General features: G+C 69.5%; 24 protein-coding genes. 22 read left to right on the forward strand and 2 right to left on the reverse strand.

Annotated elements, in window-relative coordinates; genetic code table 11:
* Window positions 1-203: 203 nt before the first annotated feature.
* The 10 genes from SLW56_RS16495 to SLW56_RS16540 all read left to right on the forward strand — a co-directional run bounded on the left by SLW56_RS16495 (window position 204) and on the right by SLW56_RS16540 (window position 10,835).
* Complete coding sequence (locus SLW56_RS16495; protein ID WP_267119469.1) at window positions 204-1,616, forward strand: DcaP family trimeric outer membrane transporter; 1,413 nt, start codon at window positions 204-206, stop codon at window positions 1,614-1,616.
* Window positions 1,617-1,648: 32 nt separating this feature from the next.
* The gene (locus tag SLW56_RS16500) at window positions 1,649-1,966 is read left to right on the forward strand and encodes a DUF485 domain-containing protein (RefSeq protein ID WP_017908353.1); all 318 of its coding nucleotides are present in this window, start codon (window positions 1,649-1,651) and stop codon (window positions 1,964-1,966) included.
* Window positions 1,963-3,693 (forward strand): cation acetate symporter, encoded by a 1,731-nt coding sequence (locus SLW56_RS16505; RefSeq protein ID WP_017908352.1) that lies wholly within the window; start codon window positions 1,963-1,965, stop codon window positions 3,691-3,693. The genes SLW56_RS16500 and SLW56_RS16505 overlap by 4 nt, the downstream gene beginning before the upstream one ends.
* A gap of 118 nt (window positions 3,694-3,811) precedes the next feature.
* Window positions 3,812-4,501, forward strand: coding sequence for a pyrimidine 5'-nucleotidase (gene yjjG / locus SLW56_RS16510; protein ID WP_320695184.1), 690 nt, complete (start codon window positions 3,812-3,814; stop codon window positions 4,499-4,501).
* Between the two features lie 209 nt (window positions 4,502-4,710).
* On the forward strand, window positions 4,711-6,147 hold the full coding sequence (locus SLW56_RS16515) for a coniferyl aldehyde dehydrogenase (protein ID WP_320695185.1): 1,437 nt from the start codon (window positions 4,711-4,713) through the stop codon (window positions 6,145-6,147).
* Window positions 6,148-6,625: 478 nt separating this feature from the next.
* Entirely contained in the window at window positions 6,626-7,729 is a 1,104-nt protein-coding gene (locus SLW56_RS16520) for a glycerophosphodiester phosphodiesterase family protein (RefSeq protein ID WP_017908349.1), read from the forward strand.
* 93 nt (window positions 7,730-7,822) lie between these two features.
* A complete protein-coding gene (locus SLW56_RS16525) occupies window positions 7,823-8,707 on the forward strand; it encodes a peptidylprolyl isomerase (protein ID WP_320695186.1) in 885 nt (294 codons plus the stop codon).
* A 167-nt stretch (window positions 8,708-8,874) separates the two neighbouring features.
* Window positions 8,875-9,552 (forward strand): hypothetical protein, encoded by a 678-nt coding sequence (locus tag SLW56_RS16530; protein ID WP_320695187.1) that lies wholly within the window; start codon window positions 8,875-8,877, stop codon window positions 9,550-9,552.
* A 78-nt stretch (window positions 9,553-9,630) separates the two neighbouring features.
* Window positions 9,631-10,407, forward strand: coding sequence for an exodeoxyribonuclease III (gene xth, locus SLW56_RS16535; protein ID WP_320695188.1), 777 nt, complete (start codon window positions 9,631-9,633; stop codon window positions 10,405-10,407).
* Window positions 10,404-10,835, forward strand: coding sequence for a GFA family protein (locus tag SLW56_RS16540; protein WP_295957646.1), 432 nt, complete (start codon window positions 10,404-10,406; stop codon window positions 10,833-10,835). Before xth ends, SLW56_RS16540 begins: the two co-directional genes overlap by 4 nt.
* 64 nt (window positions 10,836-10,899) lie before the next feature.
* Here SLW56_RS16540 and SLW56_RS16545 read toward each other — a convergent pair whose 3' ends face one another.
* The gene (locus SLW56_RS16545; protein WP_017908994.1) at window positions 10,900-11,151 is read right to left on the reverse strand and encodes a GlsB/YeaQ/YmgE family stress response membrane protein; all 252 of its coding nucleotides are present in this window, start codon (window positions 11,149-11,151) and stop codon (window positions 10,900-10,902) included.
* 129 nt (window positions 11,152-11,280) lie between these two features.
* Between SLW56_RS16545 and SLW56_RS16550 the strand changes: the two genes are divergently transcribed.
* The 12 genes from SLW56_RS16550 to SLW56_RS16605 all read left to right on the forward strand — a co-directional run bounded on the left by SLW56_RS16550 (window position 11,281) and on the right by SLW56_RS16605 (window position 22,224).
* Entirely contained in the window at window positions 11,281-11,904 is a 624-nt protein-coding gene (locus tag SLW56_RS16550) for a 4'-phosphopantetheinyl transferase superfamily protein (RefSeq protein WP_320695189.1), read from the forward strand.
* Window positions 11,905-12,025: 121 nt separating this feature from the next.
* Window positions 12,026-13,354, forward strand: coding sequence for a Fic family protein (locus SLW56_RS16555; protein ID WP_320695190.1), 1,329 nt, complete (start codon window positions 12,026-12,028; stop codon window positions 13,352-13,354).
* Between the two features lie 88 nt (window positions 13,355-13,442).
* Window positions 13,443-14,084, forward strand: a complete 642-nt coding sequence (rsmG, locus tag SLW56_RS16560) for a 16S rRNA (guanine(527)-N(7))-methyltransferase RsmG (protein WP_267084010.1) — start codon at window positions 13,443-13,445, stop codon at window positions 14,082-14,084.
* Between the two features lie 89 nt (window positions 14,085-14,173).
* Entirely contained in the window at window positions 14,174-14,971 is a 798-nt protein-coding gene (locus SLW56_RS16565; protein ID WP_017913880.1) for an AAA family ATPase, read from the forward strand.
* Entirely contained in the window at window positions 14,971-15,891 is a 921-nt protein-coding gene (locus tag SLW56_RS16570; protein WP_267084009.1) for a ParB/RepB/Spo0J family partition protein, read from the forward strand. Before SLW56_RS16565 ends, SLW56_RS16570 begins: the two co-directional genes overlap by 1 nt.
* A 36-nt stretch (window positions 15,892-15,927) precedes the next feature.
* The gene (locus SLW56_RS16575) at window positions 15,928-16,236 is read left to right on the forward strand and encodes a helix-hairpin-helix domain-containing protein (RefSeq protein WP_017917017.1); all 309 of its coding nucleotides are present in this window, start codon (window positions 15,928-15,930) and stop codon (window positions 16,234-16,236) included.
* A 40-nt stretch (window positions 16,237-16,276) separates the two neighbouring features.
* Window positions 16,277-17,002 (forward strand): suppressor of fused domain protein, encoded by a 726-nt coding sequence (locus SLW56_RS16580; RefSeq protein WP_320695191.1) that lies wholly within the window; start codon window positions 16,277-16,279, stop codon window positions 17,000-17,002.
* Window positions 17,003-17,060: 58 nt separating this feature from the next.
* Entirely contained in the window at window positions 17,061-18,026 is a 966-nt protein-coding gene (locus SLW56_RS16585) for an NAD-dependent epimerase/dehydratase family protein (RefSeq protein ID WP_295948222.1), read from the forward strand.
* An 86-nt stretch (window positions 18,027-18,112) separates the two neighbouring features.
* Window positions 18,113-18,835 (forward strand): glycosyltransferase family 2 protein, encoded by a 723-nt coding sequence (locus SLW56_RS16590; RefSeq protein WP_010342743.1) that lies wholly within the window; start codon window positions 18,113-18,115, stop codon window positions 18,833-18,835.
* Window position 18,836: 1 nt separating this feature from the next.
* Entirely contained in the window at window positions 18,837-19,178 is a 342-nt protein-coding gene (locus tag SLW56_RS16595) for a lipid-A-disaccharide synthase N-terminal domain-containing protein (RefSeq protein WP_017908747.1), read from the forward strand.
* 340 nt (window positions 19,179-19,518) lie between these two features.
* Complete coding sequence (locus tag SLW56_RS16600; RefSeq protein WP_017913884.1) at window positions 19,519-20,043, forward strand: transposase; 525 nt, start codon at window positions 19,519-19,521, stop codon at window positions 20,041-20,043.
* A 366-nt stretch (window positions 20,044-20,409) separates the two neighbouring features.
* A complete protein-coding gene (locus SLW56_RS16605) occupies window positions 20,410-22,224 on the forward strand; it encodes a DUF885 family protein (protein WP_320695192.1) in 1,815 nt (604 codons plus the stop codon).
* A 57-nt stretch (window positions 22,225-22,281) separates the two neighbouring features.
* Here the strand turns inward: SLW56_RS16605 and SLW56_RS16610 are convergent, their stop codons facing one another.
* Window positions 22,282-25,491, reverse strand: coding sequence for a CusA/CzcA family heavy metal efflux RND transporter (locus SLW56_RS16610; RefSeq protein WP_320695193.1), 3,210 nt, complete (start codon window positions 25,489-25,491; stop codon window positions 22,282-22,284).
* Window positions 25,492-25,495 lie beyond the last annotated feature (4 nt).

The following is a 25,495-nucleotide window of genomic DNA, read 5'->3' on the forward strand; positions in this document are numbered from 1 at the left end:
AATGAACGGGGCGCCGCATGCGGCGGCGCGTCAACGCGCAGTGTGCCGCATCCGGCGTTAAGCGCACACGCGCCGGGGCTTAGACGATGGTCGTAACTCAGCCGACGTTCGACTAATGGCCAATAGGCGCGGCCGGTGCGGTCGCGCACGCTGGGCTACGGCCGTGCGCATGCGTGCGGCCATCCATTATTCGGGAGGGAGTAATGAGCAACCGCATCGCATCCTTGGCGCGTCGCCCGTTGGCGGCGGCCCTGTTGGTGGCCCTGGTCGCGCCCGGCGCGGCCTTCGCCCAAGGCAAACCCTCGGCGCGCGAACAGGCGCTGGAGACCCGCGTGGCCGAACTGGAACGGCAGGTGCAGCAACTGCTGTCGGCGCAGCAACAGCAGCAGGGGCAGATCGCGCAGACCCAGACCGAGGTCGCCGCGGTCCGCTCGACCCAGGCCGCGCCGCCGCCGCCGCCCCCGGCACCGCCGGCCGGCAAGGCGCCGATCCAGGTCACCACCATCACCCCGGGGGCCACGCCCGGCACCACCTTCAAGGTCGGCGGCTTCATCAAGGCCGACTTCCTGGCCACCCGCACCGGCGACGGCCAGCTCGCCGACGACGCCACCGGCCGCGCGCTGTACCTGCCCGGGCAGACCCCGGTGGGCGGGGCCAAGTCCGGCACCGACTACAACGCGCATGCCAAGTTCTCGCGGATCAACTTCGGCGTGGACAGCGTCACCGAAGGCGGCAACAAGGCCGGCGCGCTGGTGGAACTGGATTTCTTCGGCAATTCACTGGGTACCCAGACCGCCACCAATACCTACGGCGCCACCCTGCGCCATGCCTACATGTACTGGAACCACTGGCTGGCCGGCCAGACCTGGTCCAACTTCATGGACCCGGCGGCGCTGCCGGAAGCGGCCGACTTCATCGGCCCCACCGACGGTGTGGTGTTCGTGCGCCAGGCGCAGCTGCGCTACACCAACGGCGGCTTCAGCATCGCCCTGGAGAATCCGGAAACCACGCTGTACACGCGCAGCGTGGCCGGCGTGGTCAGCACCGCCAGTTCCGACCGCGGCGCGCTGCCGGACCTGACCGTGCGCTACGGCTGGAAGGGCGACTGGGGCAGCTTCGGCGTCGCCGGCGTGGTCGGCCAGCAGAAGGTCGACAACCGCGCCACCGGCGCCGATGCCAGCAAGGCCTCCGGCGGCCTGACCCTGGGCGGCAAGTGGGTGGCCAGCGACAGCGACAGCCTGTTCTACCAGCTCACCGGCGGCGAAGGCATCGGCCGCTACATCGGCCTGGGCATCACCCAGAACGCGGTGTACGACGCCGCCGACCGCGATCTGGACACGGTCGGGGTGGTCGCCGGCTACGTCGGCTGGCGCCACGCGTTCTCGCCCAAGCTGCGCACCAACCTGATCTACGCGCGCAGCGACTACGACAACGACACCGCGCGCACCGGCCTGGCCGTGACCAAAAGCGTGCAGAGCATCCGCGGCAACGTCTTCTACTCGCCGTTGCCCAAGGTCGATATCGGCGCCGAGCTGATGTACGGCAAGCGCGAGATCGAAAGCGGCGCCACGGGCGACATCACCCGCCTGCAGTTCACCACCAAGTACAGCTTCTGATCCGCGCCGCGGCCACTTACCGGAGTCATCTCATGAGCCTCTCCAACGACGCGCTGATCGCCAAGATCGACGCCAATCCGAAGTACCACGCGCTCAAGCGCCAGCGCAACGCGCTGGGCTGGACGCTGACCATCCTGATGTTGCTGGCCTACTTCGGCTTCATCGGCCTGATCGCCTTCGACAAGGCGTTCCTGGCCCAGCCGATGGGCAGCGGCGTCACCACCATCGGCATCCCGATCGCGATCGGAGTGATGGTCTTCACCATCGCCATCACCGCGATCTACGTGCGTCGCGCCAACACCGTGTACGACCAGCTGACCGCCGACATCCTCGAGGACGCCCGCCAATGAGCAAGCACCTGCGCTTCCTTCTGCTGCTGCTGGCCGCGCTGCTGCCGGCCGGCGTGGCCCTGGCCGCCGGCGGCGATGTCGGCCAGACCGACAAGCAGCCGACCAACTGGGTGGCGATCGGGATGTTCGCCTTCTTCGTCGCCGGCACGCTGTGGATCACCAAGTGGGCGGCGAAGAAGACCCGCTCGGCGTCGGACTTCTACACCGCCGGCGGCGGCATCACCGGCTTCCAGAACGGCCTGGCGATCGCCGGCGACTACATGTCGGCGGCCTCGTTCCTGGGCATCACCGCGGCGGTGATGACCAACGGCTACGACGGCCTGATCTACGCCATCGGCTTCCTGGTCGGCTGGCCGATCCTGACCTTCCTGATGGCCGAGCGCCTGCGCAACCTCGGCAAGTACACCTTCGCCGACGTGGCCGGCTACCGCTTCGCGCCGACCGCGATCCGCAGCTTCGCCGCCTCCGGCACGCTGGTGGTGGTGCTGTTCTACCTGATCGCGCAGATGGTCGGCGCCGGCGCGCTGATCAAGCTGCTGTTCGGCCTGGACTACTGGGTGGCGGTGAGCCTGGTCGGCGTGCTGATGATGGTCTACGTGCTGTTCGGCGGCATGACCGCCACCACCTGGGTGCAGATCATCAAGGCGGTGTTGCTGCTGACCGGCGTGACCTTCATGGCCGTGGCGATCATGTGGCACTTCAACTTCAGCTTCGAGGCGCTGTTCGCCGAGGGCGTGCGGGTGAAGACCGCGGTGGCGGCCAACGGCGGCGCCTCGCCGGAAGAGGCAGCCACTGCCGGCCTGTCGATCATGGGCCCGGGCGGCTTCGTCAAGGATCCGATCTCGGCGATCTCCTTCGGCATGGCGCTGATGTTCGGCACCGCCGGTCTGCCGCACATCCTGATGCGCTTCTTCACCGTCCCCGACGCCAAGCAGGCGCGCAAGTCGGTGCTGTGGGCCACCACCTGGATCGGCTACTTCTACATCCTGATCTTCATCATCGGCTTCGGCGCCATCGCCCTGGTGCTGACCAACCCGCAGTTCGCCGACGTCGCCACCGGCACCATCCACGGCGGCAAGGGCGCGGCCAACATGGCGGCGGTGTTGGTCGGCAACGCGGTGGGCGGCAACGTGTTCATGGGCTTCATCTCCGCGGTGGCCTTCGCCACCATCCTGGCGGTGGTCGCCGGCCTGACCCTGTCCGGTGCCTCGGCGGTGTCCCACGACCTGTACGCCACGGTGATCAAGAAGGGCAATCCCGCCCCGGGCTCGGAGCTGAAGGTGTCGCGCGTCACCACCATCGCGCTGGGCGTGATCGCGGTGCTGCTGGGCATCGTGTTCGAGAAGCAGAACGTGGCCTTCATGGTGTCGCTGGCCTTCGCCATCGCCGCCTCGGCCAACTTCCCGGTGCTGATCCTGTCGTTGCTGTGGAAGAACTGCACCACCCGCGGTGCGGTGATCGGCGGTTTCCTGGGCCTGATCTCCTCGCTGGTGCTGACGGTGCTGTCGCCGTCGGTGTGGGTGGACACGCTGGGCAACCCCACCGGTTCGGCGCCGTTCCCGTACACCTCGCCGGCGCTGTTCTCGGTCACCATCGGCTTCGTCGGCATCTGGCTGTTCTCGGTGCTGGACCGCAGCGCGCAGGCCGGCAAGGAACGCGCCGCGTTCAAGGCGCAGCAGATCCGCGCCGAGACCGGGCTGGGCGCCTCGCGCGGGTCGGGCCACTGAGCGCGCGCGCCTAACAGGACGCGGCCAACGCCGCACGCGACGCCGGCCCTTGTGCCGGCGTCGTCGTGTCTGCGGGCAGCGGCTACCATGGCGGGCCTTTGCCGCACCGGTCGCCTGCATGCGCTATCGCTGGATCCTGTTCGATGCCGACGACACATTGTTCCATTTCGACGCCTTCGCCGGCCTGCAGCGCATGTTCGCCGGCTACGGCGTGCAGTTCGGCGAGGCGGATTACGCCGAATACACCGCCTGCAACCGGCCGCTGTGGGTGCAGTACCAGAACGGCGCGATCACCGCCTTGCAATTGCAGCAGCGCCGTTTCGCCGACTGGGCGCAGCGCCTGCAGACCGCGCCGGAGACCTTGAACACGGCGTTCCTGGCGGCGATGGCCGAGCTGTGTGCGCCGCTGGACGGAGCGGTGGATCTGCTCGACGCCTTGCGTGGGCGCGCGCGCCTGGGCCTGGTCACCAACGGCTTCGGCGCGCTGCAGAACGCGCGCCTGCAGCGTACCGGGCTGCACGACCGCTTCGAAGTCATCGCCATTTCCGAGGTGGTGGGCGTGGCCAAGCCGCACCCGGGGATCTTCGCGCACGCGCTGGCGCAGCTCGGCGACCCACCGCCGGCGCAGGTGCTGATGGTCGGCGACAACCCGCAGGCGGACATCGCCGGCGGCCTGGCCGCGGGCCTGCACACCTGTTGGTTCAATGCGCACGGCGCTGCCGCGCCGGAGGACATCGTGCCGCACCACCAGGTCGCCTCGCTGGCGCAATTGCAGGCGTGGTTGCTGGAAGAGCCGGCGGCGCTGTAGCACATCTGCTCGCGTGCCTGGCGCCATCGGGTCGGGACCGAAGTCCCTCCCACAGGTGGAAACTTCAGTTCGCGGCGATGCCGGCGCGCCCCTCGTGGGAGGGACTTCATTCCCGACGCGACCGACTGTCGGATCCGAGATCGCGGCGGCATGCTGCCCATCCACACGGGCACGCACGACAGCCGCAACCGCCGTCGTATAGTGCGCCCATGCCGACCCTCGCCGCCGCCGCTGCTTCCACCGACACGCCACTGGCCGCCTTGCCAGTCACCCTGCAGCGCCTGCGCGTGGCCTGGCAGTCGGCCAAGCCGGAGCGGGCGCAGCGCCGCGAGGACTTGCTGCGGCTGCGCGCGGCGCTGAAGCGGCGGTTGCCGGAGATGGCCGATGCCATCGCCGCCGATTTCGGCCACCGCTCGCGCCACGAATCCCTGATCGCCGACGGCATGACCGTGCTTGGCGAGATCGATCATCTGCTGCGTCATTTGAAGCGCTGGATGCGCCCGCAGCGGGTCGGCGCCGGCTGGCGGCTGTGGCCGGCGCGTGCGGAAGTGCGGCCGGTGCCGGTCGGCGTGGTCGGGGTGATCGCGCCGTGGAACTACCCGGTCAACCTGGCGCTGATCCCGCTGGCCACCGCCATCGCCGCCGGCAACCACGTCTACCTGAAACCCTCCGAACACACCCCGCGCAGCGCGCAGTTCCTGCAGTCGCTGCTGGCCGAGGTGTTCCCGCCGCAGCGGGTGGCGGTGGCGCTGGGCGGTGCCGAGGTGGCGTCCGCCTTCGCCGCGCTGCCGCTGGATCACCTGGTGTTCACCGGTTCCACCGCGGTCGGGCGCAAGGTGATGGCTGCCGCCGCCCCCAATCTGACCCCGCTGACCCTGGAACTGGGCGGCAAGTCGCCGGCCATCGTCTGCGCCGACTACCCGCTGGAACAGGCCGCCGCGCGCCTGGCCACCGGCAAGTGGTTCAACGCCGGGCAGACCTGCATCGCCCCGGACTACGTGCTGATCGACGCCGGCCGCGAGGCGGCGCTGGTGCAGGCGCTGCGTGCGCAGGTGCTGGCGCGCTACGGCGATTTCGCCAGCGCCGAGGATTACACCCGCATCGTCAACGAGGGTCAGTACCGGCGCCTGCGCGGCTACCTGGACGATGCCCACGCGCGCGGCCTGGAGGTCATCGAACTGGCCACGGTGGCGCGCGAGCGTGCCGAGCGCGAACGGCTGATCGTGCCCACGCTGGTACTGCAGCCGGGCGACGACGCGCTGCTGATGCAGGAGGAGATCTTCGGCCCGATCCTGCCGGTGCGCAGCTACCGCTCCCTGGACGCGGCCATCGCCGAGATCAACAGCCGCGACCGGCCGCTGGCGCTGTATCCCTTCAGCCATGACCGCGCGCGGATCGAGACGATCCTGCATGCCACCATCGCCGGCGGGGTCACCGTCAACGACAGCCTGCTGCATTTCGCCGCCAACGCGCTGCCCTTCGGCGGCATCGGCCCCAGCGGCATGGGCGCCTACCACGGCCGCGCCGGCTTCGACGCCTTCAGCAAGGCGCTGCCGATCCTGTGGCAGTCGCGCCGCGCCGGCAGCGACCTGCTGAAGCCGCCGTACGCGCGGATCGCGCGCATGCTCTCGTTCCTGGTGCGGTGAGCGGGGCGTAGCCGACGTCCAGATGCGGGTGCATGGGGTGGCGATAGGGCACCTGCGTGCAGGCGCGGCTTCAGCCGCGAAGAAGCATTACCGGTAGAGCGTCGCGGCTGAAGCCGCTCCTGCAAGGCCTGCCTCAGCCGCGATCGGCGAAGCTTCCGATGCGGCGCTACGCCCCGTGGCCTCGCACGCGCGATCCACCCCTGGGCCGTGTCCGCAGCCCCGTCACCGGGAAGCAGTGCGACCCGCACTGTCCAAAATCGCGGCGCAGTCCACAGTCCAGGACGGGGTCGCACCCTGGAAATAAATAATTCACAGTAAGTTATTAGGTTCTCGCCCGACGCCGCCGCCGATCACGGCGGCTCAGGCTCCTGCGCGAGACGTCCGTGCGGAGCGCAACACACGAGATGCCGCCATGCGTCGACCTGACCGGCGCTCGTCCCCCGTGTCTCCCCTTTCCCTCAGAACCGGACGCAGCCCAATGAAGATCGCATTCGTTCCCTCGCCCCTGGCGCGCGCCTGTCGCGTGCTCGCCGCCCTGACGGTCCTGGCCGTCGTGCCGCAGCTGGCCATGGCCAACTGCAACGACACCGTCGGCACCAAGATGAGCAACATCCTGTTCGGCGACAGCAGCGGCGACACCGTCGTGCTGGCCCACCGCGGTCTGTGGGGCAAGTACGGCAACTTCCCCGACATGCCGGAAAACTCGCGCGGTGCGCTGCAGCTGGCCAACGACCAGTGCATGGACGGCGTGGAACTGGACATCAAGATGACCAGCGACGGCGTGCCGGTGGTGCTGCACGACTGGAACCTCGGTCGCACCACCAACGTGTGGACCAGCCGTGCCGGCGAAACCAAGTACGACCCGATGAGCAACCAGGGCTACAACCCGTCGATCACCGTGACCCCGTGGTCGGTGGTCAGCGGCCTGTTCCTGCTGACCCCCGACCGCCGTACCACCACCGGCTACCACGTGCCGCGCGTGGATGACCTGTTCTCCTACTTCAAGGCGCATGGCCTGAAGACGCCCATCGTGTTCGACATCAAGGACGCCGCCTCGGTGCGTGCGGTTTCGCGCGCGGCCGATGCCGCGTTCTCGGTGGGTGCGTCCAACTTCGTCGCGGCCAAGGTCAATGCCACCCTGTACCCGAGCCGCTCGGCGTTCCGCGCCGACACCACCAGCATGGTCGGCATTCCGGTGTTCACCACCAACATGCTGACCAAGATCAATGTCGACAACGCCATATCGGCCTGGAGCGATACCAAGGAGGCGATGGAGATCAACGTCAAGCAGCTCGGTGGCCTGCTGCAGGGCCAGGCCGACCGCGTGCGCGAGCGCGGCGTGCGCGTGGGCGTGTTCCAGGCGATTCCGGACAGCCCGCTGGCCGGGAAGTTCTACCAGAACAGCGGCGCCTGCTGCTATCAGCTGTCTGACCTGTACTTCTCCTACTCCGGCGGCCGCGACACCGCCGACAACCGTGGCGATCTCAACTTCATCGTCAACCAGGAGGCATTCAGCCTGATCACCACCGACGACCCGAAGGCGGCGATCGCGTACCTGAAGGCGCGCGGCAAGCACGACTGAGTCCTTGCATGTCCTGGCGGCCGGCCTGCGGCCGGCCGCCTTTTGCGGCTGCGGCGCTTCTGCGTCGCGCGCCGCCCTCTCCTGGAGAAGCGCATGTCCCTGTCTTTCGCCAAATCCGCCGTGGCCAGGTCCATCACCTTGGCCACCTGCGCGCTGGCCGCGTTCGCCGCCCTGGCTGCGCCGGCCGCCGAGCCCGCCACCGCCGACCCGGTGGTGCTGCGCGTCGGTGCGCAGCAGTTCACCGCCAGCGAATACCGTGCCCTGGCCGGCGACGCCACGCGCGGCGCTGCCGGCATCGACGATGACTCGGTGGTGCGCCGTTTCGCCGACCGCGCGATCCTGCTCGACCAGGCCCGGCAGCAGCACCTGCAGGACGACCCGGTGGTGGCCGCGCGCCTGCGTCGCGCCGCCGACGCGATCCTGGCCGACGCCGCGCAGGCACGGCTCAGCGCCGACGCGCACATCGACGAGGCGATGCTGCGCCGGCAGTTCGTCGCGCATCCGGACGACTACACCGAATATCACCTGCGCCATCTGTTCGTCGCCCTGCATCCGCAGGGCGGGCCGCGCAGCGGGCACACCCTGACCGAGGCGCAGGCTCTGCAGCGCGCCGAAGCGCTCAAGCGCCAGCTCGACGGCGGCGCCGATTTCGCCACGCTGGCGATGCGCGAGTCCGACGACACCGCCACCGCCGGCGAGGGCGGACAGCTGTCGCCGACTTTCGGCCGCTATCTGGCCGACGCGTTCGACGCCCCGATCCGCCAGCTCGCAGTGGACCAGGTCTCCGCGCCGGTGCGCGGCCCCGACGGTTACCACCTGATCCGGCTCGATGAGAAAACCGTGGCGCGCTTCGGCGCGGTGCGCGGGCAGATCGACCTGCAACTGCGCGAGCAGGCGGCGGCCGACGCCATGCAGCGCCTGCGCCAGGCGCAGCCGATGGCGTTCGACCGCGACGCCTACACCGCCGCGGCGCGCTGAGCATGGCGGCGATGCGGCGCCCGCTGTGTTGGTTCGCCGGCGTTGTGGTCGTGGGAATGGTCGCGCTCGCGGCGAAGCTGATGCCGCCGACGGCCGCACCCGCCGTTGCCGCGAGCAAGGTGCAGGCAACGGCTCTACCGCGCTCGGCAGCACCGTCGCCGTTGGCGATGTCCGCGACCACGCCGCCCCATGCGGCGCTGGCGGCCGGCACCAGCGAGGCGCAGCGTCTGACCGCCACCGCGCTGTTGGCGCTGGATTGCCGGCAACGCGCGCAAGCGCCACCGTCCCGCCCGGTGGTGCTGCCGGGTGCAGACGCCGAGGACGCCGCGGCCGTCGCGGCACGCCGGGCGGCCGAACGGCAACGTCTCGCGGCCTGCCGCGGCGTTGCCGGGCTCGATGCCGTGCAGATCGAGGCGATGCTGCGCAGTGCGGCCGCGCGCGGCGATGCCGATGCGCAACGCCAGTTGCTGGCGCAGCGCGTGGCGCAGTTGGTCGCGCGCGCCGGCAGCGTCGACGCGGAAGGGCAACGCGCTCCGCTGTCGGCCGCCGACGAGCGCGATGCCGAGGACGTGGTGACGCAACTGGAAGACCGCGCGCTGCACGGCGACCGCACGTCGATCGACGCCTTGGCGCAACTGCTGCGCGCGCCCTGGCTGGCGGTGGCCGATCCGCCGTACGCCGCGGCCTGGCAACTGGCCGCGCGGCAGGCGCCGGAGCGGCCGTTCCCGCCGCCGGAACAGGCGCTCGGTGCCGACGAACTGCTCGATGGCTTGAACGAGGCGCAGCGCCAGCAGGCGCTGAGCCTGGCGCCTGCGCTGTTCGCGCAGTGCTGCGCGCGGCGCTGAACGGCCTGGTGCCCGCGGTTTGGCCGCCGCGGCGGCTGCGGTCAGAATAGCGGCCGGCTTCCCCGTCCCGGATTTCCCTTGAAGATCGCCAGCTGGAACGTCAACTCGCTCAACGTGCGCCTGCCGCACCTGCAACAGTGGCTGGCCGCGTTCGCGCCGGACGTGGTCGGGATCCAGGAGACCAAGCTGGAGGACCACAAGTTTCCCGGCACGGCGCTGGCCGAGGCCGGCTACCGCAGCGTGTTCGCCGGGCAGAAGACCTACAACGGCGTGGCGATCCTGTCGCGCCTGCCGATCGGCGACGTGCAGATCGGCGTGCCGGGCCTGGAGGACGAGCAGAAGCGCGCCATCGCCGCCACCATCGGCGACCTGCGCATCGTCAATCTGTACGTGGTCAACGGCCAGGACGTGGGCACCGACAAGTACGCCTACAAGCTGCGCTGGCTGGAGGCGGTGCACGCCTGGCTGGCCGACGAGCTGCAGCGGCATCCGCGGCTGGTGGTGCTGGGCGACTTCAACATCGCCCCGGACGCGCGCGACGTGCACGACCCGCTGGTGTGGAGCGACAACCACATCCTCACTTCCACCGCCGAGCGCGGCGCCCTGCACAAGCTGCTCGGCCTGGGCCTGCACGACGGCTTCCGCCTGCACCATGCCGACGGCGGCATCTTCAGTTGGTGGGACTACCGCCAGGCCGGCTTCCGCCGCGACCTGGGGCTGCGCATCGACCTGACCCTGGTGTCCGAGGCGCTGAAGGCGCGCACCCGCGGTGCCGGCATCGACCGCGAACCGCGCAGTTGGGACCGTCCCAGCGATCACGCGCCGGCCTGGGTCGAGCTGGAGCCGGCGGCATGAGCGAGCGCCACGTGCGCCGCTGCATCGACAAGGTCGGCGATACCGCGATCGCGCCGCTGCACCGGCTCAGCTGCCACTGCGGTGCGGTGCAGATCGACCTGGAGCTGCCGCAGGGCATCGTCGACCCGCGCCGCTGCAACTGCTCGCTGTGCCGGCGCCGCGGCGCCATCGTCGCCTCGGTGCCGCTGGCGGCCCTGCATGTCCGCCAGGGCGAGCGGGCGCTGCGCCTGTACCAGTTCCACACGCATACCGCGCAGCATTATTTCTGCGGCACCTGCGGGATCTACACGCATCATCGGCGCCGCTCCGATCCCAGCCTGTACGGCTACAACGTCGGTTGCCTGGAGGGCGTGGATCCGTATGCGCTGGCCATTGCGGTGCCGGTCGAGGACGGCGTGCGCCATCCGGCCGACCGCGCTGCGCCGTGAGCGGGGCCGCAAACGCAAAACGCCCGGCGAACCGGGCGTTTGCGCAAGCGGCGAGGGCGCTGTGTCAGCGCGCGCGGCCGCGGGTGAACAGGTTGACGATCGCCAGCAGGATGATGGCGCCGATCAACGAGTACAGGAACGTCCACAGGGTGATCGCCTGGTTGATGCCGCCGCCGAACAGCCAGCCGGCGATCAGCGCGCCGACGATGCCGACCACGATGTTCAGAATGATGCCCTGCTGTGCGTCACGACGCATGATGATGCTGGCCAGCCAGCCCACGATGCCGCCGACGATCAACCAGATGATGATGCCCATGCGTCAGACTCCTCGGTTCGGCCCGCACCAGGAGCGGTGGGGTGCGCGTCATTTAAGAAGCGCCGCCGTGAAGCGGCCGTATAGCGTCGGCCCCGCCGCGCAGCGGTCATTGCGCTTTGTGGGCGCGGCGTGAGCGCGCCGACGCCGCCCGTGGCCGACGGCGCCGAGCCGCCGGACTGGCGCCTCGGCCCGGTGGCACTGTGGCTGCGCCCGCATCCGCCGCGGACCTCCGGCGAGGCGCAGGCGCGGCGCCTGCTGGCCGGCGAACTGGCGGTGCCGGCGGCGCAATTGCCGCTGCGCCGCGACGCCCGCGGCCGGCCCGGCCTGCATGCACCGCTGGCGCACGTGGACACCGGTTGGAGCCACAGCGGCGACTACCTGCTGGTGGCGGTGGCCGCGCACGCGCGGCTGGGGGTGGACATCGAGCGCCAGCGGCCACGGCCGCTCCTGCTGGAACTGGCGCAGCGCTTCTTCCACCCGGACGAGGTCGCGCTGCTGGCCGCGCTGGCGGCGCCGGCGCGCGAGGCGCTGTTCTTCCGCCTGTGGTGCGCCAAGGAAGCGCTACTCAAGGCGCATGGTCACGGCATCGCCTTCGGCCTGCACCGGCTGCGCTTCGCCGAGGACGCCGGCGGCGCGCTGCGCCTGGTCTGGTGCGACCCGGGCCTGGGCACGGCCGAGGCCTGGCACCTGCACGAATGGGAGGCCGCGCCCGGCTACCGGGCGGCGCTGGCCTGGTGGCCAGGGCTGCCGTAGGTTCCATGCCTCTGGATCGTGTTGCAGCCCTGTGATTCCGATGTCGACCTCGTTGGCTGGGCAGGTCGTGCTTTGGTGTAATTTGATGTAAAAAGATATACGTTTTTTATAGGAAAACGCGATGAAGCTCCCTGTGTCGCCCCCAGACAGCTGGCGTCTTCTTGCTGATGAACCTGAACGCATGATGAGGGTGTTCAGGTCGAAGATCGGTCCCGAGGTGGCTGGAAGCTACGAACACTGGGACAAACTCAGGCATAGAGTCGCGCCAGACGGCCTCACTACAGAAGAATGGTGGGCTGGCATCAAGTGGAGCCGTCAAGCGCTGGCACGCGAACTTGATCTGGTGGACAAAGACGACGAGAACTTCGTCGTTTCCATTACCGATTCGATGCAGCGCAGACTTCACTACATTGATCGCGAGGCGGCTGGGGCGATCAAAGGAATGGAGAGCAGCGGTGGGCAGAATAGATTTCTGATCCGTTCGCTGATCGAGGAGGCCATGACTTCGTCCCAGCTTGAGGGAGCCGCTACCACCCGCGCGGTTGCAAAAGAGATGCTATCGACTGGCAGACTGCCGCGCGATCAGTCGGAGCGAATGATCTACAACAACTACCTCGCGATGAACATGATTCGCGACAGGGGGAAGCGGCCAATCACGCCCGAGGAGGTGCTGGAGCTGCATAGCATCCTGACGGACGGGACGCTGGAAAGCGCGGAATATTCTGGTCGATATCGTTCGGTGGGAGACAATGTCGTCATCTACGACCGAGATTCCCCGCCGACGCTGCTGCATGTCCCGCCGCCTGCAATCCAAGTGGCGGATAGGATGAGACGGCTTTGCGCGTTCGCGAACGACACGGCGAGCGAAACCTTCATCCATCCTGTCGTGCGCGCCATCGCAATTCACTTCCAGATCGGCTACGACCATCCATTCGTTGATGGGAACGGACGGACGGCCAGGGCGCTCTTCTACTGGAGCATGATGAACTCCGGTTACTGGTTGACCGAATATCTGTCGATTTCGAGCATATTGAAGAAGTCGCCCGGGAAATACATGCGGGCGTATCTCTACACCGAGAGCGATGGCGCCGATCTGAGCTATTTCGTCTCGCAGCAGTTGGAAGCGATCGAGCAGTCCATCCAGGCGTTGCACACGTATATCGCGAAGAAGCAGCAGGAAGATCGGCTTGCGCGTCACGTGCTGCGCAAGGCGCATGTGGGCGACGCTGTGCTGAATCACAGGCAGCGCGCCTTGCTGGCCAATGCACTGAAGGATCCTGACCGGCCATACACCGTGGCCGGACATCGGTCGGCGCACACGATCACCTATCCAACAGCGCTGGGCGACCTGAATTCCCTGGTCGCCGCGGGCCTGCTCTACAAGCAACGGGTCGGCAAGGCGTTCGAATACTACCCGGTACCTGGCCTCGCACGGATGTTGGGAGCCTGACCGCCCCAGGCGGGTGCTGATCCTCTATGCGTTCCGGGAAATGCCTCGGCCAGAGTGCGGCAGCGGCGGCACCTGCGATAATCCGCCGATGACCGATGCCTCTCTTCCCGATTCCGTCCGCGTCGCGCTTGAGCAGGGCCTGCACGCGCAAGGCCTGGACGTGGCCGCGCTGGCGCCGCCGCTGCTGGCCTATCTGGCGCTGCTGACGCGCTGGAACCGCACCTACAACCTGACCGCGATCCGCGACCCGCACGAGATGGTGACCCGCCATCTGCTGGATTCGCTGGCGATGCAGCCGTTCGCCCAGGAGGGCGCGCTGGCCGACCTGGGCACCGGTCCTGGGCTGCCCGGCATTCCGCTGGCGATCGCGCGGCCGCAGCTGCGGGTGACCCTGGTCGAAAGCAACGGCAAGAAGGCGCGGTTCCTGCGCGAGGCGGTACGCCAGCTGCGCCTGGACAACGCGCGCGTGGCCGAGTCGCGCGCCGAGGCGCTGGACGAGGCCGGCGCCTACGACCTGCTGACCGCACGCGCGCTGGACACCCTGGCCGGCATCGTCGCCGTCGGCGGCCACCTGCTGCGCCCGGGCGGGCGCCTGCTGGCGATGAAGGGCGTACGCCCGGACGAGGAGATCGCCGCGCTGCCGCCGGGCTGGGTGGCGCCGACGGTGCACCCGCTGCAGGTCCCCGGCCTGGGCGCCGACCGCCACCTGGTAGTGGTCGAGCGCGGTTGAGCGGCGGCCGCGGCCGGCCCCGATTTCCGCCAGGGGGGGCTGTGACCGCATAATGCCCGGTCCCACCCCATCGCCGACGAGGCTCCCGCATGGCCCGCATCATCGCCATCGCCAACCAGAAGGGCGGCGTCGGCAAGACCACCACCGCGGTCAACCTGGCCGCGTCGCTGGCGCGGCAGTCGCAGCGCGTGCTGCTGGTGGACCTGGACTCGCAGGGTAATGCGACGATGGGCAGCGGCATCGACAAGCGCGAGCTGGCCGCCTCCACCTGCGACGTGCTGCTCGGCGAGAGCAGCGCCGAACAGATCCGGGTGACCGCGCCGGAAGGCTTCGACCTGCTGCCGGGCAATATCGATCTCACCGCCGCCGAGATCCAGCTGATGGACCAGCCGGCGCGCGAGCAGCGGCTGAAGACCGCATTGGCGCCGCTGCGCGAGGCCTACGACTTCATCCTGATCGACTGCCCGCCTGCGCTGTCGCTGCTGACCCTGAACGCGTTGACCGCCGCCGACTCGGTGATCGTGCCGATGCAGTGCGAGTACTACGCGCTGGAAGGGCTGACCGCGCTGCTGGAGACCATCGAGGCGCTGCGCGCCGAGCTGAACCCGGCGCTGGAGATCGAAGGCGTGCTGCGCACCATGTTCGACGTGCGCAACAACCTGGCCAACGCGGTATCGGCGGAGCTGACCAACCACTTCGGCGACAAGGTGTTCCGCACCATCGTGCCGCGCAACGTGCGCCTGGCCGAGGCGCCCAGCCATGGCCAGAGCATCGTCGGCTACGACCGCACCTCGCGTGGCGGCGTCGCCTACCTGGGACTGGCCGGCGAGATCGTGCGCCGCCGCAACGAACGCAATCGGCCGATGCCGGCCATGGAGACCATCTGATGAGCGCCAAGCCCCCCGCCCTCGGAGCGAAGAAGCGCGGCCTAGGCCGTGGCCTGGAAGCGCTGCTGGGGCCGAAGGGCGCGGCCGCGCCGGCGCCCACCGCCGAAGTGCAGCCTGGCGAAAGCCTGCGCCGCCTGCCGGTCGGGCAGCTGCAGCCGGGCAAGTACCAGCCGCGGCAGGAGATGGACGAGGCCAAGCTGCAGGAGCTGGCCGAGTCGATCAAGGCGCAGGGCGTGATCCAGCCGATCGTCGCCCGCGAATTGGCGCCGGGCAGTTTCGAGATCGTCGCCGGCGAACGCCGCTGGCGCGCCTCGCAGCTGGCCGGCCTCAGCGAGGTGCCGGTGGTGGTGCGCGAGCTGGACGATCGCACCGTCATCGCCATGGCGCTGATCGAGAACATCCAGCGCGAGGACCTCAACCCGCTGGAAGAGGCGCAGGCGCTGCAGCGGCTGATCGACGAGTTCTCGCTGACCCACGCCGAGGCCGCCGAGGCGGTGGGCCGCTCGCGCGCGTCGGTGTCCAACCTGCTGCGCCTGCTGGAACTGCCGCCGGCGATCCGCGCGCTGCTGGAAGCGCGGCGCCTGGAGATGGGCCATGCGCGCGCGCTGCTGACGCTGTCGCCGGAGCTGGCCAGCCGCCTGGCCTCCGATGCCGCCGACCAGGGCTGGTCGGTGCGCGAGGTCGAGCACCGTGCGCAGCAGTTCGCCGCCGGCAAGGTGCCGAGCAACCGCAAGGCCAAGCCAGCGCGCACCGCGCCGCAGGCCGACATCGCCTCGCTGGAAACCGAGCTGTCCGAGTCGCTGGGGACCAAGGTGTCCATCGCCCATGGCCGCGGCGGCAAGGGCAAGCTGGTGATCCACTACACCGACCTGGACACGCTGGACGGCGTGCTCGAGAAACTGCGCCCGCGGCAGGCCTGAGCGCCGCCGCCCGCGTCCGCCAGGACCGCCTCCGCCATGCATCCCAGCAAGGTCGACCGTCACCACCTGCTGCGCCTGACCGACCTGCCCAACGTCGGGCCGGCCTGCGAGAAGGACCTGCGCCTGATCGGCATCCGCGTGCCGGCGCATCTGCAGGGCCGCGATCCCTACGACATGTACGCACAGCTGTGCCTGCGCACCGGGGTGATGCACGACCACTGCGTGATCGACGTGTTCCTGTCGATCGTGCGCTTCATGCAGGGCGAGACGCCGCGTCCGTGGTGGGAATTCAGCAAGGAGCGCAAGGCGGCGCTGGCCAAGGACGCGCCGCTGACCCTGCGCTGAGGCCGCGCGCCGCGGCGCTGGCCAGCAACCGGAGCATTGCATGAGCAACGAGGACACGCAGATCAGCCCGGGCGGCAGCCCGATCCTGCACCACCGCGAGGAAAAACCGTTCGCGCTGGCGAGCGGCGAGTCCTGCCTGGAGCAGATCGGCGCGCACATCGAACGCCACCTGGGGTCGGTCGCCGGCGTGCTGCACGAGATCATCTCCGACACCGTGCACCTGGATGTGCACGTGGTGCCCGCCACCGACGAGGTGCCGTATCTGCGGCTGGTCACCTCGGGGATGAGCGACCTGCCGATGGCCGTGCCCGAGGGCGTGGGGGCGCCGCACTTCATGGAGCTGATGCTGACCCTGCCGCCCGACTGGCCGATCACCCAGGACGATTTCCAGGATGAGCGCCATTACTGGCCGCTGCGCCTGCTCAAGACCCTGGCGCGGCTGCCGCACAAGTACGACACCTGGCTGGGCTTCGGCCACACCGTGCCCAATGGTCACCCGGCCGAACCGTACGCGCCCGGCGTCGGCTTCGACGGGGCGATCGTGCTGCCGCCGGTGAGCACGCCCGAGGCGTTTGGGGAACTGGTCGTCGATGCCGACAAGACCATCGTGTTCATGACCCTGGTGCCGCTGTATCCGGAAGAAATGGCGCTCAAGCTGAAGAAGGGCGCCGAGGCGCTGATGGACCGCTTCGACGCCAAGGGCCTGCAGGACGTGATCGATCCCGCCCGGCCCAATGTCGCCCGCAAGCGCTTCGGGCTGTTCTGACCTGCCGTTCCGATCCACACACCGCGCACGCTGTTCCACGCTTTCCAGGACTTTCGCCATGCCCATCCTCGTCACCGGCGCCGCCGGCTTCATCGGTGCCCACACCGTCCGTGCGCTGCGCGCCGCCGGGCAACTGGTGGTGGGCCTGGACAACTACAACGACTACTACGACCCGCAGCTCAAGCGCGACCGCGTCGCCGCGCTGTGCGCGAACGCAGACATCCGCACCCTGGACCTGACCGACCGCGACGGCCTGGCCGCGCTGTTCGACGAGGTGCAGCCGACCCGCGTGGTGCACCTGGCCGCGCAGGCCGGGGTGCGCTATTCGCTGCAGAACCCCTACGCCTACGTCGACAGCAACCTGGTCGGTTTCGTCAACATGCTGGAGCTGTGCCGGCACCGCGGCGTGGAGCATCTGGTCTATGCCTCCAGCAGCTCGGTGTACGGCGATTCGGCGACGCCGCCGTTCTCCGAGGATCAGCGCATCGACCAGCCGCGCTCGCTGTACGCGGCGACCAAGGCCGCCAACGAGCTGATGGCCCATACCTACGCGCAGCTGTACGGCCTGCGCGCCACCGGGCTGCGCTTCTTCACCGTGTACGGCCCCTGGGGCCGTCCGGACATGGCGCCGCTGCTGTTCAGCCGCGCGGTGCTGGCCGGGCGCCCGATCGAGGTGTTCAACCACGGCCGCATGCGCCGCGACTTCACCTTCGTCGCCGACATCGTCGCCGGCGTGCTCGGCGCACTCGATCACCCCTCCACCGAGCCGGTGCCGCATCGCGTGTTCAACCTCGGCAATCACACCCCGGTGGAACTGGAGCGCTTCATCGCGGTGATCGAGGACGCCGCCGGGCGCAGCGCCGAGAAACAGTATCGGCCGATGCAGCCGGGCGACATGATCGAGACGATGGCCGATACTGCGCGGGCCCACGCCGCGTTCGGCTTCGATCCGAGTACCCCGATCGAGGTCGGCCTGCCGCAGGTGGTGGCCTGGTGCCGGGAGTATTTCGGCGCCGCCGCCTGACGCTTCATCCGCGGATCATCGGTTCGCGGCACAATGCCTGCCGCTTTTTCCCCCACGCGCGCCCCGCGCCCAGCCTTGCCGAATCCATGAGCCAGCTTTCTCTCTCCGTCGTCGTCCCGGTGTTCAACGAGCGCGACAATGTGCCGCCGCTGGTCGCCGAGATCGTCGCCGCGCTGCGCGGCACGATCGATTTCGAGATCGTCTACGTCGACGACCATTCGCGCGACGACACCCTGGCGGTGCTCGAAGGGCTGAAGGCGTCCACGCCGGAGCTGCGCGTGCTGCACCATGTCAGCCAGAGCGGGCAGAGCACCGCGGTGCGCAACGGCGTCAAGGCCGCGCGCGGGCTGTGGATCGCCACCCTGGACGGCGACGGCCAGAACGATCCGGCCGACATCCCCAAGCTGCTGGCCGCGCGCCAGGCCGCAGAGCCGCTGGTCAAGCTGTTCGCCGGCTGGCGGGTGTCGCGGCAGGATTCGGGCAGCAAGCGCTGGGCATCGAAGTGGGCCAACGCGATCCGCGCACGCATGCTGCGCGACGACACCCCGGACACCGGCTGCGGCATCAAGCTGTTCGAGCGCGAGGCGTTCCTGGACCTGCCGTACTTCGATCACATGCACCGCTACCTGCCCGCGCTGATGCAGCGCGCCGGCTGGCAGACCCTGAGCGTGCCGGTCAATCACCGTCACCGCACCTCCGGCGTCTCCAAGTACAACAACCTCAACCGCGCCCTGGTCGGCATCCGCGACCTGCGCGGCGTGGCCTGGCTGATCGCGCGCAGCCGCCGCACCGCGGTGCAGGAGCGCTGAGATGGACGCGCATTTCCTCAACGAACCGATCCAGGCGCTGTACTGGACCGGGCTGCACGTCACCGGCTGGAAGCTGATCGGCTACGTCGGCGCACTGATGTTCGGCGGCCGCTGGCTGGTGCAGTTCGTCGCCTCCAAGCGCGCCGGCAAGCCGGTGATCCCGCGTCTGTTCTGGTACATGAGCGTGATCGGCAGCCTGATGACGCTGAGCTACTTCATGTTCTCGGCCAAGCAGGACTCGGTGGGTGTGCTGCAGAACCTGTTCCCCGCCTTCACCGCCTTCTACAGCCTGTACCTGGACATCAAGCACCGCGGCTGGCACCGCGACCGCGCCTCGCATTGAGTGCGGTGCCGCTGCGCGCGATTGCAGGCGGCGCATGATCGCAGGCGGCACGTAACACTCTCCGATCGCGACCCGCCACTGTGAGAGGGACTTCAGTCCCGACGCGCGCATCTTCCACATCTCAGTGGTTCTACCGTCATTGCCGCCGATGACGCCAAGGCTCCACATGTGGGAGGGACTTCAGTCCCGACGTGTGAACCTTCCAGGTCTCGGTAGTGCCGCCCACTGCTTCACACAGCAGCGAGCACCGGCTTTCTGACGCCACGCCTGTGAGTTTCCCCACGCCTGTACCGGTCGATCCCCGATGGTCCCGCATGATCCGCCCTGCAACCCTGGCGTCATGCACAGCAGAATTCCCCGAGGTTACCGCGCGCTTCGTGCAGGACGCTGGAGCGAGACCGGACGCATCTATCTGGTCACCACAGTGACCTGGCAGCGCCAGCGCCTGTTCGAGGACTGGCGCTGCGCATGGGCAGCCGCGTCCTGCCTGGGCCATGCCGATACCTGGGCCGGCGCGCAGCTTCTGTGCTGGGTGCTGATGCCCGATCACTGGCATGGGCTGGTCATGCTCGAGCGTGGTGCGGCTCTGCCAACCGTCGTGCGTGATGCCAAGGGCCGCGCCGCCAGGGCGGCCAATCATGCGCGGGGCCGCGGCGGCGCCGTGTGGATGGAGGGGTTCCACGATCGTGCACTGCGCGACGCGCGGCAGTTGCTGCCGGCAGCGCGCTACATCGTCGCCAACCCGTTGCGCGCCGGTCTGGTGCGCCGCGTCGGCGACTACCCGTACTGGGATGCGGTTTGGCTGTGTCCGGCGGCTACCGCGCCGTGCGCGGCATCATGCTCGGGTGCAAGTGCGACGGCGTGATGCCGCGCAGACCGACGGTGAGGCTTGTGGTCGCATGGTCGATGTCGGCACCAGCAGGCCTGCGACCGCTGCAATGGCTGCAGTTGCTGCTGGATGCTGTCGCAGGCGGAGCGACCGCGCGTCGGGACTGAAGTCCCTCCCACAATGGGAAGCCATCCTGCGCAGCGGCAGCGGCAGCGGCAGCCGCAGCCGGCCAGAGCTACAGCTATAGCTAAGCCAGCGATGCAGTTCCTGAGTTGCAGCCCGGTAAAACCGCTGCGAGGCGCGTCTCCGTTCCCTGCATTGCCCCACACAGGACTTCCGGCCCACCCGCCAGGCCGGGCGGTGATGCGATCATCGGCGATCCGTTCCCGTCGTGTGCCGCCCATGCCCATGCTCGCCAAGACCCCGCTGGCCGTTTCCCTGCTGCTCGCTTTTGCCGTGATCGCACCCGCACTGGCCGCACCGCCGTCGTCGGCGTCGTCCAGCGCAGCGCCGGCCACGGCCAACGCCAGCGCCGCCGATGCGCGCTTCCAGGCCATCTACGAGAAGGAATGGGCCTGGCGCCAGGCGCAGCTCGGCCAGGCCGACGAGGACAGCGACAGCAGCGGCGACAACCGTCATCTGCCCGACGTCGGCGCGGCGGCGCAGGCGGCGCGCCTGAAGGTGTGGGAGGACGTGCTGCGGCAGCTGGACACGCTCGATGCGACCCAGCTTTCGCCCGAGAACCAGGTCAACCTGGCGGTGTACCGGCCGCAGGTGGAGAACCTGGCCGCGTCGGTGCGCCTGCGCGCCTACGAAATGCCGTTCAATTCCGACAGCGCGTTCTGGTCGGACCTGGCGTTCATGGCCCGGCGCACGCTGCGCACGCCCGACGAGTACCGCGCCTACATCGCGCGGCTGGAGGACGTGCCGCGCTACTTCGCGCAGCAGACCGACAACATGCGCGCCGGGCTCAAGCGCGGCTTCAGCGTGCCGCGCGCGGTGCTCGACGGCCGCGATGGCGCCATCGCCACCGTGGCCGAACTGAAGGATCCGACCGCGGCGGTGCTGTACACGCCGTTCAAGCAGATGCCGGCGCAGATTCCCGCCGCCGAGCAGGCGCAACTGCGCGCGCAGGCGCAGGCGACGCTGCGCGACAAGGTGATCCCGGCCTACGCGCAGCTGCTGACCTTCTATCACCAGGAGTACATGCCGCAGGCGCGCACCACGCTGGCGGCCGAAGCCTTGCCCGACGGCAAGGCCTACTACCGGCAGCAGATCCGCGAGTACACCACGCTGGACATGGACCCCGAGCAGATCCATCAGCTCGGCCTGCGCGAGGTGGCGCGGATCCAGAAGGAGATGGACGCGATCATCCAGCAGGTCGGCTTCCACGCGCCGGCCGGGCAGAAGACCTTCCCGGCGTTCCTGCAGTTCCTGCGCACCGATCCGCAGTTCTACGTGAAGACCCCGCAGGAGCTGCTCGATCGCGCCGCATGGATCGCCAAGCGTGTGGATGGGGAGGTCGGCAAGTTCATCGGCACGCTGCCGCGCGGGCGCTTCACCATCGTGCCGGTGCCGGCGGACATCGCCCCGTTCTGGACCGCCGGCCGCGGCGGCGTCGGCACCTACTGGCTCAACACCTACGACCTGCCGTCGCGGCCGCTGTACAACCTGCCGGCGCTGACCCTGCACGAATCCTCGCCGGGCCATTCGCTGCAGGGTGCGCTGGCCGAGGAGCAGGGCGCGCAGCCGGCGTTCCGCCGCGAGAACTACATCTCGGCCTACGGCGAGGGCTGGGCGCTGTACACCGAGAAGCTGGGCAAGGAGATGGGCATCTACGCCACGCCCTACGAGGACTTCGGCCGGCTCAGCTACGAAATGTGGCGCGCCTGCCGCCTGGTGATCGACACCGGTATCCACCACAAGGGCTGGACCCGCGCGCAGGCGCAGGCCTACCTGCGCGAGCGCACCGCGCTCAGCGAGCACGAGGTCACCACCGAGGTCGACCGCTACATCTCCTGGCCGGGCCAGGCGCTGAGCTACAAGCTCGGCGAACTGACCATCCTCGACCTGCGCGCCGAGGCCGAGCGCGAACTCGGCGCGGACTTCGACATCAAGTCCTTTCACGACGCGGTGCTGCAGCAGGGCTCGGTGCCGCTGCCGGTGCTGCAGCAGCAGATCCGCGCCTACATCGCCGCGCGCAAGAAGAAGGCCTGATCGCTGCCGCGCAGGCCGGCGCCGCTTCCTGCGGGAAGGGCGCCGGCCTGCGGCGGATCAGCCGGCGTGGCGTGGCCCGGCCACGCGTGCGGCGAAGGTCGGCAGCACCAGCAGTGTCAGGGCGGTGGCGGTGATCAGCCCGCCGATCACCACCGTCGCCAGCGGTTTCTGCACCTCCGCACCGGAGCCGCTGGCGATCGCCATCGGAATGAAGCCGACGATCGCGACCAGCGCGGTGGTCAACACCGCGCGGATGCGGCTGCCCGCGCCGTCGATCGCCGCCTGCAGCGGCAGGTCGCCGGCCTCCAGGCGCTCGCGGATCGCCTGCATCAGCACCAGGCCGTTCAAGGTGGCCACGCCGGAGACGGCGATGAAGCCCACCGCGGCCGACACCGAGAACGGCATGCCGCGCAGCAGCAGGGCGAGCAGGCCGCCGACCAGCGCCAGCGGCACGCAACTGAACACCAGCACCGCTTCCTTGACGCTGCGCAGGGCCATGAACAGCAGGCCGCCGATCAGCAGGAACACCACCGGCACCACGGTCGCCAGCCGCCGCTCGGCACGCTGCAGGTTCTCGAACTGGCCGCCCCAGGCCAGGTAGGCGCCCGGCGGCAACGGTACGTCGGCCACCGCGGCCTGCGCCGCGCCGACGAAGCCGCCCAGGTCGCGGCCGCGCACGTTGGCCTGCACTACCACGCGCCGGCTGCCGTTGTCGCGGCTGATCTGGTTCGGCCCTTCGCTGACGGCGATGCGCGCCACCGACGACAGCGCAATCACCTGCCCGGTCGGCGTGGCGATCGGCAGCGCGGCCAACTGATCCGGATCGTTGCGCGCGGCATCGTCCATCCGCACCACCACGTCGAAGCGGCGGTCGCCCTCGAAGATCTTGCCGGCGGCGCGGCCGCCGATGCCGGTGGCCAGCGCGTCGCTCACGTCGGCCGCGCTCAGCCCGACCTGTGCCGCCGCCGTGTGGTCGATGGTCACATCCAGCGTGGGCAGCCCGGAAATCTGCTCGACCCGCACGTCGGCCGCGCCCTCCACCGCGCGCAGCGTCGATGCGATCTGCTCGGCCACCTTCTGCAACTGGCCGAAGTCGTCGCCGAAGATCATCACCGCCAGGTCGGTGCGCACGCCGGAGATCAGTTCGTTGAAGCGCAATTCGATCGGTTGGCTGAACTCGAAGCTGTTGCCGAGCTGCTGCCCCGCCAGCGCCTCCAGGCGGGCCACCAGTCGCTCCTTGTCCAGCGCCGGATCGGGCCAGTCCTTGCGCGGCTTGAGCACGATCACGCTGTCGGAGATGTTGGTCGGCATCGGGTCGATCGCCGCCTCGGCGGTGCCGGTCCGCGAGAACACCGTCGCCACTTCCGGCTGCGCGGCGATGGCCTTTTCCAGCGCCAGCTGCATCGCCAGCGACTGTTCCAGCGAGGTGGACGGCACGCGCAGCGCCTGCATCGCCACATTGCCTTCGTCCAGCGTCGGCATGAATTCGCGGCCCAGCATCGCGAACGCGCCGACGCCCGCCAGCAGCATCGCCACCGCACCGGCGGCGACCGTACGCGGATGCGCGACGGCGGTGCGGATCACCGGCGCGATGCGCGTGCGCAGCGCGCGGAGCAGCCATGTTTCGTGCGCGTCGTCGGTCGCATGCGCCGCGTCGTCCGGCAGCGTCGGCTCGCGCACCAGCAGCGCGGCCATCGCCGGCACGAAGGTGAAGGAAAACAGGAACGCACCGACCAGGGCCAGCATGAAGGTGGCGGCCATCGGCTGGAACGTCTTGCCCTCCACGCCCTCCAGGGTGAGGATCGGCGCGAACACCAGCAGGATGATCAACTGACCGAAGGCGGCCGGCCGCGCCATCTTGCGCGCCGCCTCGGCGGCCACGCCCAGGCGCTCGGTCGCGCTCAACGCACGGCCCAGCGCGGCGCGGCGCTGGCCCAGCAACAGCAGGGTCGCTTCGATCACGATCACCGCCCCGTCCACCAGGATGCCGAAGTCCAGCGCACCCAGGCTCATCAGGTTGCCGCTGATGCCGAAGCGGTGCATGCCGATCACCGCGAACAGGAACGACAAGGGAATCACCAGCGCGGTGATCGCGGCCGCACGCAGGTTGCCCAGCAGCAGGAACAGGATCACCACCACCAGCAGCGCGCCCTCGGTGAGGTTCCTGGCCACGGTCCTGATGGTCGCGTTGACCAGCACGCTGCGGTCCAGCACCGGCGCCGCCACGATGTCAGGCGGCAGCGACGCGTTCACCTGCGCCAGCCGCGCGGCCGCGGCCTGCGCCACAGTGCGGCTATTGCCGCCGGCGAGCATCAGCGCGGTCCCCAGCACCGCCTCGTGGCCGTTGCGGCTGGCCGCGCCCAGGCGCGGGGCGCGACCGGAGGCGACCGCGGCCACGTCGGCCACGCGCACCACCATGCCGTTGCGGGTGGCCACCGGCGCCTGCGCGAGATCGTCGGCGCTCAGCGCCAGGCCGTCGGCGCGCACCACCAGGCCTTCGCCGGCGCGCTGCACGAAGCCGGCGCCGGCCTGCACGTTGGCGCGCTGCAGGGCGGTGACCAGGTCGGCCAGGCCCAGGCCGTGCGCGGCCAGCCTGGCAGTGTCCGGATGCACGCCGTATTCCTTGACGTAGCCGCCGACCGTGTCGACGCCGGCCAGACCGGGGCTGGAACGCATCTGCGGCGCGATGATCCAGTCCTGCACGGTGCGCAGATAGGTGGCGCGCTCCTGCGGCGTGCGCAGCAGTTCGCCGTCCGGCGTGCGGTAGACCTCCCCGGCCTGCCAGCCCGCCGCGCCCGGCCGGGCCAGCCGGGACGGGTCGAACGCGGTGAAGTCCACCGTCCACATCAGTACCTCGCCCAGGCCGGTGGTCACCGGCGACAGCCGTGGCGTCACGCCGTCGGGCAACGCCTCGGCCGCCTCGCGCATGCGTTCGGCCACCTGCTGGCGGGCGAAGTAGAGGTCGGTCGCATCGGTGAAGATCGCGGTGACCTGCGAAAAGCCGTTGCGCGACAGCGAGCGGGTCGCGGTCAGGCCGGGGATGCCGGCCAGCGCGGTTTCCAGCGGGTAGGTCACCTGCCGCTCGATCTGCTCCGGGGTCAGGGCCGGCGCCACCGTGTTGAGTTGCACCTGGCGGTTGGTGATGTCCGGTACCGCGTCGATCGGCAGCCTGCCCAACTGGAACAGGCCCACGGCGGCGAGCAGCGCCGCCAGCGCCACCACCAGCCAGCGGTGGCGCACGGCGGTGTCGATGATCAGCTTGAACATGGTC

The organism is Xanthomonas sp. LF07-6, from assembly GCF_034105445.1.
Lineage (GTDB): Bacteria > Pseudomonadota > Gammaproteobacteria > Xanthomonadales > Xanthomonadaceae > Xanthomonas_A > Xanthomonas_A sontii.

Bases quoted from the DNA above. Each gene is read 5' to 3' on its own strand.
- SLW56_RS16605 (WP_320695192.1), top strand. From the start codon at position 20,410: ATGCCCATGCTCGCCAAGACCCCGCTGGCCGTTTCCCTGCTGCTCGCT.
- SLW56_RS16545 (WP_017908994.1), bottom strand. From the start codon at position 11,151: ATGGGCATCATCATCTGGTTGATCGTCGGCGGCATCGTGGGCTGGCTG.
- rsmG (WP_267084010.1), top strand. From the start codon at position 13,443: ATGACCGATGCCTCTCTTCCCGATTCCGTCCGCGTCGCGCTTGAGCAG.
- SLW56_RS16585 (WP_295948222.1), top strand. From the start codon at position 17,061: ATGCCCATCCTCGTCACCGGCGCCGCCGGCTTCATCGGTGCCCACACC.
- SLW56_RS16525 (WP_320695186.1), top strand. From the start codon at position 7,823: ATGTCCCTGTCTTTCGCCAAATCCGCCGTGGCCAGGTCCATCACCTTG.
- SLW56_RS16520 (WP_017908349.1), top strand. From the start codon at position 6,626: ATGAAGATCGCATTCGTTCCCTCGCCCCTGGCGCGCGCCTGTCGCGTG.
- SLW56_RS16565 (WP_017913880.1), top strand. From the start codon at position 14,174: ATGGCCCGCATCATCGCCATCGCCAACCAGAAGGGCGGCGTCGGCAAG.
- SLW56_RS16570 (WP_267084009.1), top strand. From the start codon at position 14,971: ATGAGCGCCAAGCCCCCCGCCCTCGGAGCGAAGAAGCGCGGCCTAGGC.
- SLW56_RS16610 (WP_320695193.1), bottom strand. From the start codon at position 25,491: ATGTTCAAGCTGATCATCGACACCGCCGTGCGCCACCGCTGGCTGGTG.
- SLW56_RS16595 (WP_017908747.1), top strand. From the start codon at position 18,837: ATGGACGCGCATTTCCTCAACGAACCGATCCAGGCGCTGTACTGGACC.
- SLW56_RS16540 (WP_295957646.1), top strand. From the start codon at position 10,404: ATGAGCGAGCGCCACGTGCGCCGCTGCATCGACAAGGTCGGCGATACC.
- SLW56_RS16495 (WP_267119469.1), top strand. From the start codon at position 204: ATGAGCAACCGCATCGCATCCTTGGCGCGTCGCCCGTTGGCGGCGGCC.
- SLW56_RS16600 (WP_017913884.1), top strand. From the start codon at position 19,519: ATGCACAGCAGAATTCCCCGAGGTTACCGCGCGCTTCGTGCAGGACGC.
- yjjG (WP_320695184.1), top strand. From the start codon at position 3,812: ATGCGCTATCGCTGGATCCTGTTCGATGCCGACGACACATTGTTCCAT.
- SLW56_RS16555 (WP_320695190.1), top strand. From the start codon at position 12,026: ATGAAGCTCCCTGTGTCGCCCCCAGACAGCTGGCGTCTTCTTGCTGAT.
- SLW56_RS16500 (WP_017908353.1), top strand. From the start codon at position 1,649: ATGAGCCTCTCCAACGACGCGCTGATCGCCAAGATCGACGCCAATCCG.
- SLW56_RS16575 (WP_017917017.1), top strand. From the start codon at position 15,928: ATGCATCCCAGCAAGGTCGACCGTCACCACCTGCTGCGCCTGACCGAC.
- SLW56_RS16590 (WP_010342743.1), top strand. From the start codon at position 18,113: ATGAGCCAGCTTTCTCTCTCCGTCGTCGTCCCGGTGTTCAACGAGCGC.
- SLW56_RS16580 (WP_320695191.1), top strand. From the start codon at position 16,277: ATGAGCAACGAGGACACGCAGATCAGCCCGGGCGGCAGCCCGATCCTG.
- SLW56_RS16505 (WP_017908352.1), top strand. From the start codon at position 1,963: ATGAGCAAGCACCTGCGCTTCCTTCTGCTGCTGCTGGCCGCGCTGCTG.
- SLW56_RS16515 (WP_320695185.1), top strand. From the start codon at position 4,711: ATGCCGACCCTCGCCGCCGCCGCTGCTTCCACCGACACGCCACTGGCC.
- SLW56_RS16530 (WP_320695187.1), top strand. From the start codon at position 8,875: ATGTCCGCGACCACGCCGCCCCATGCGGCGCTGGCGGCCGGCACCAGC.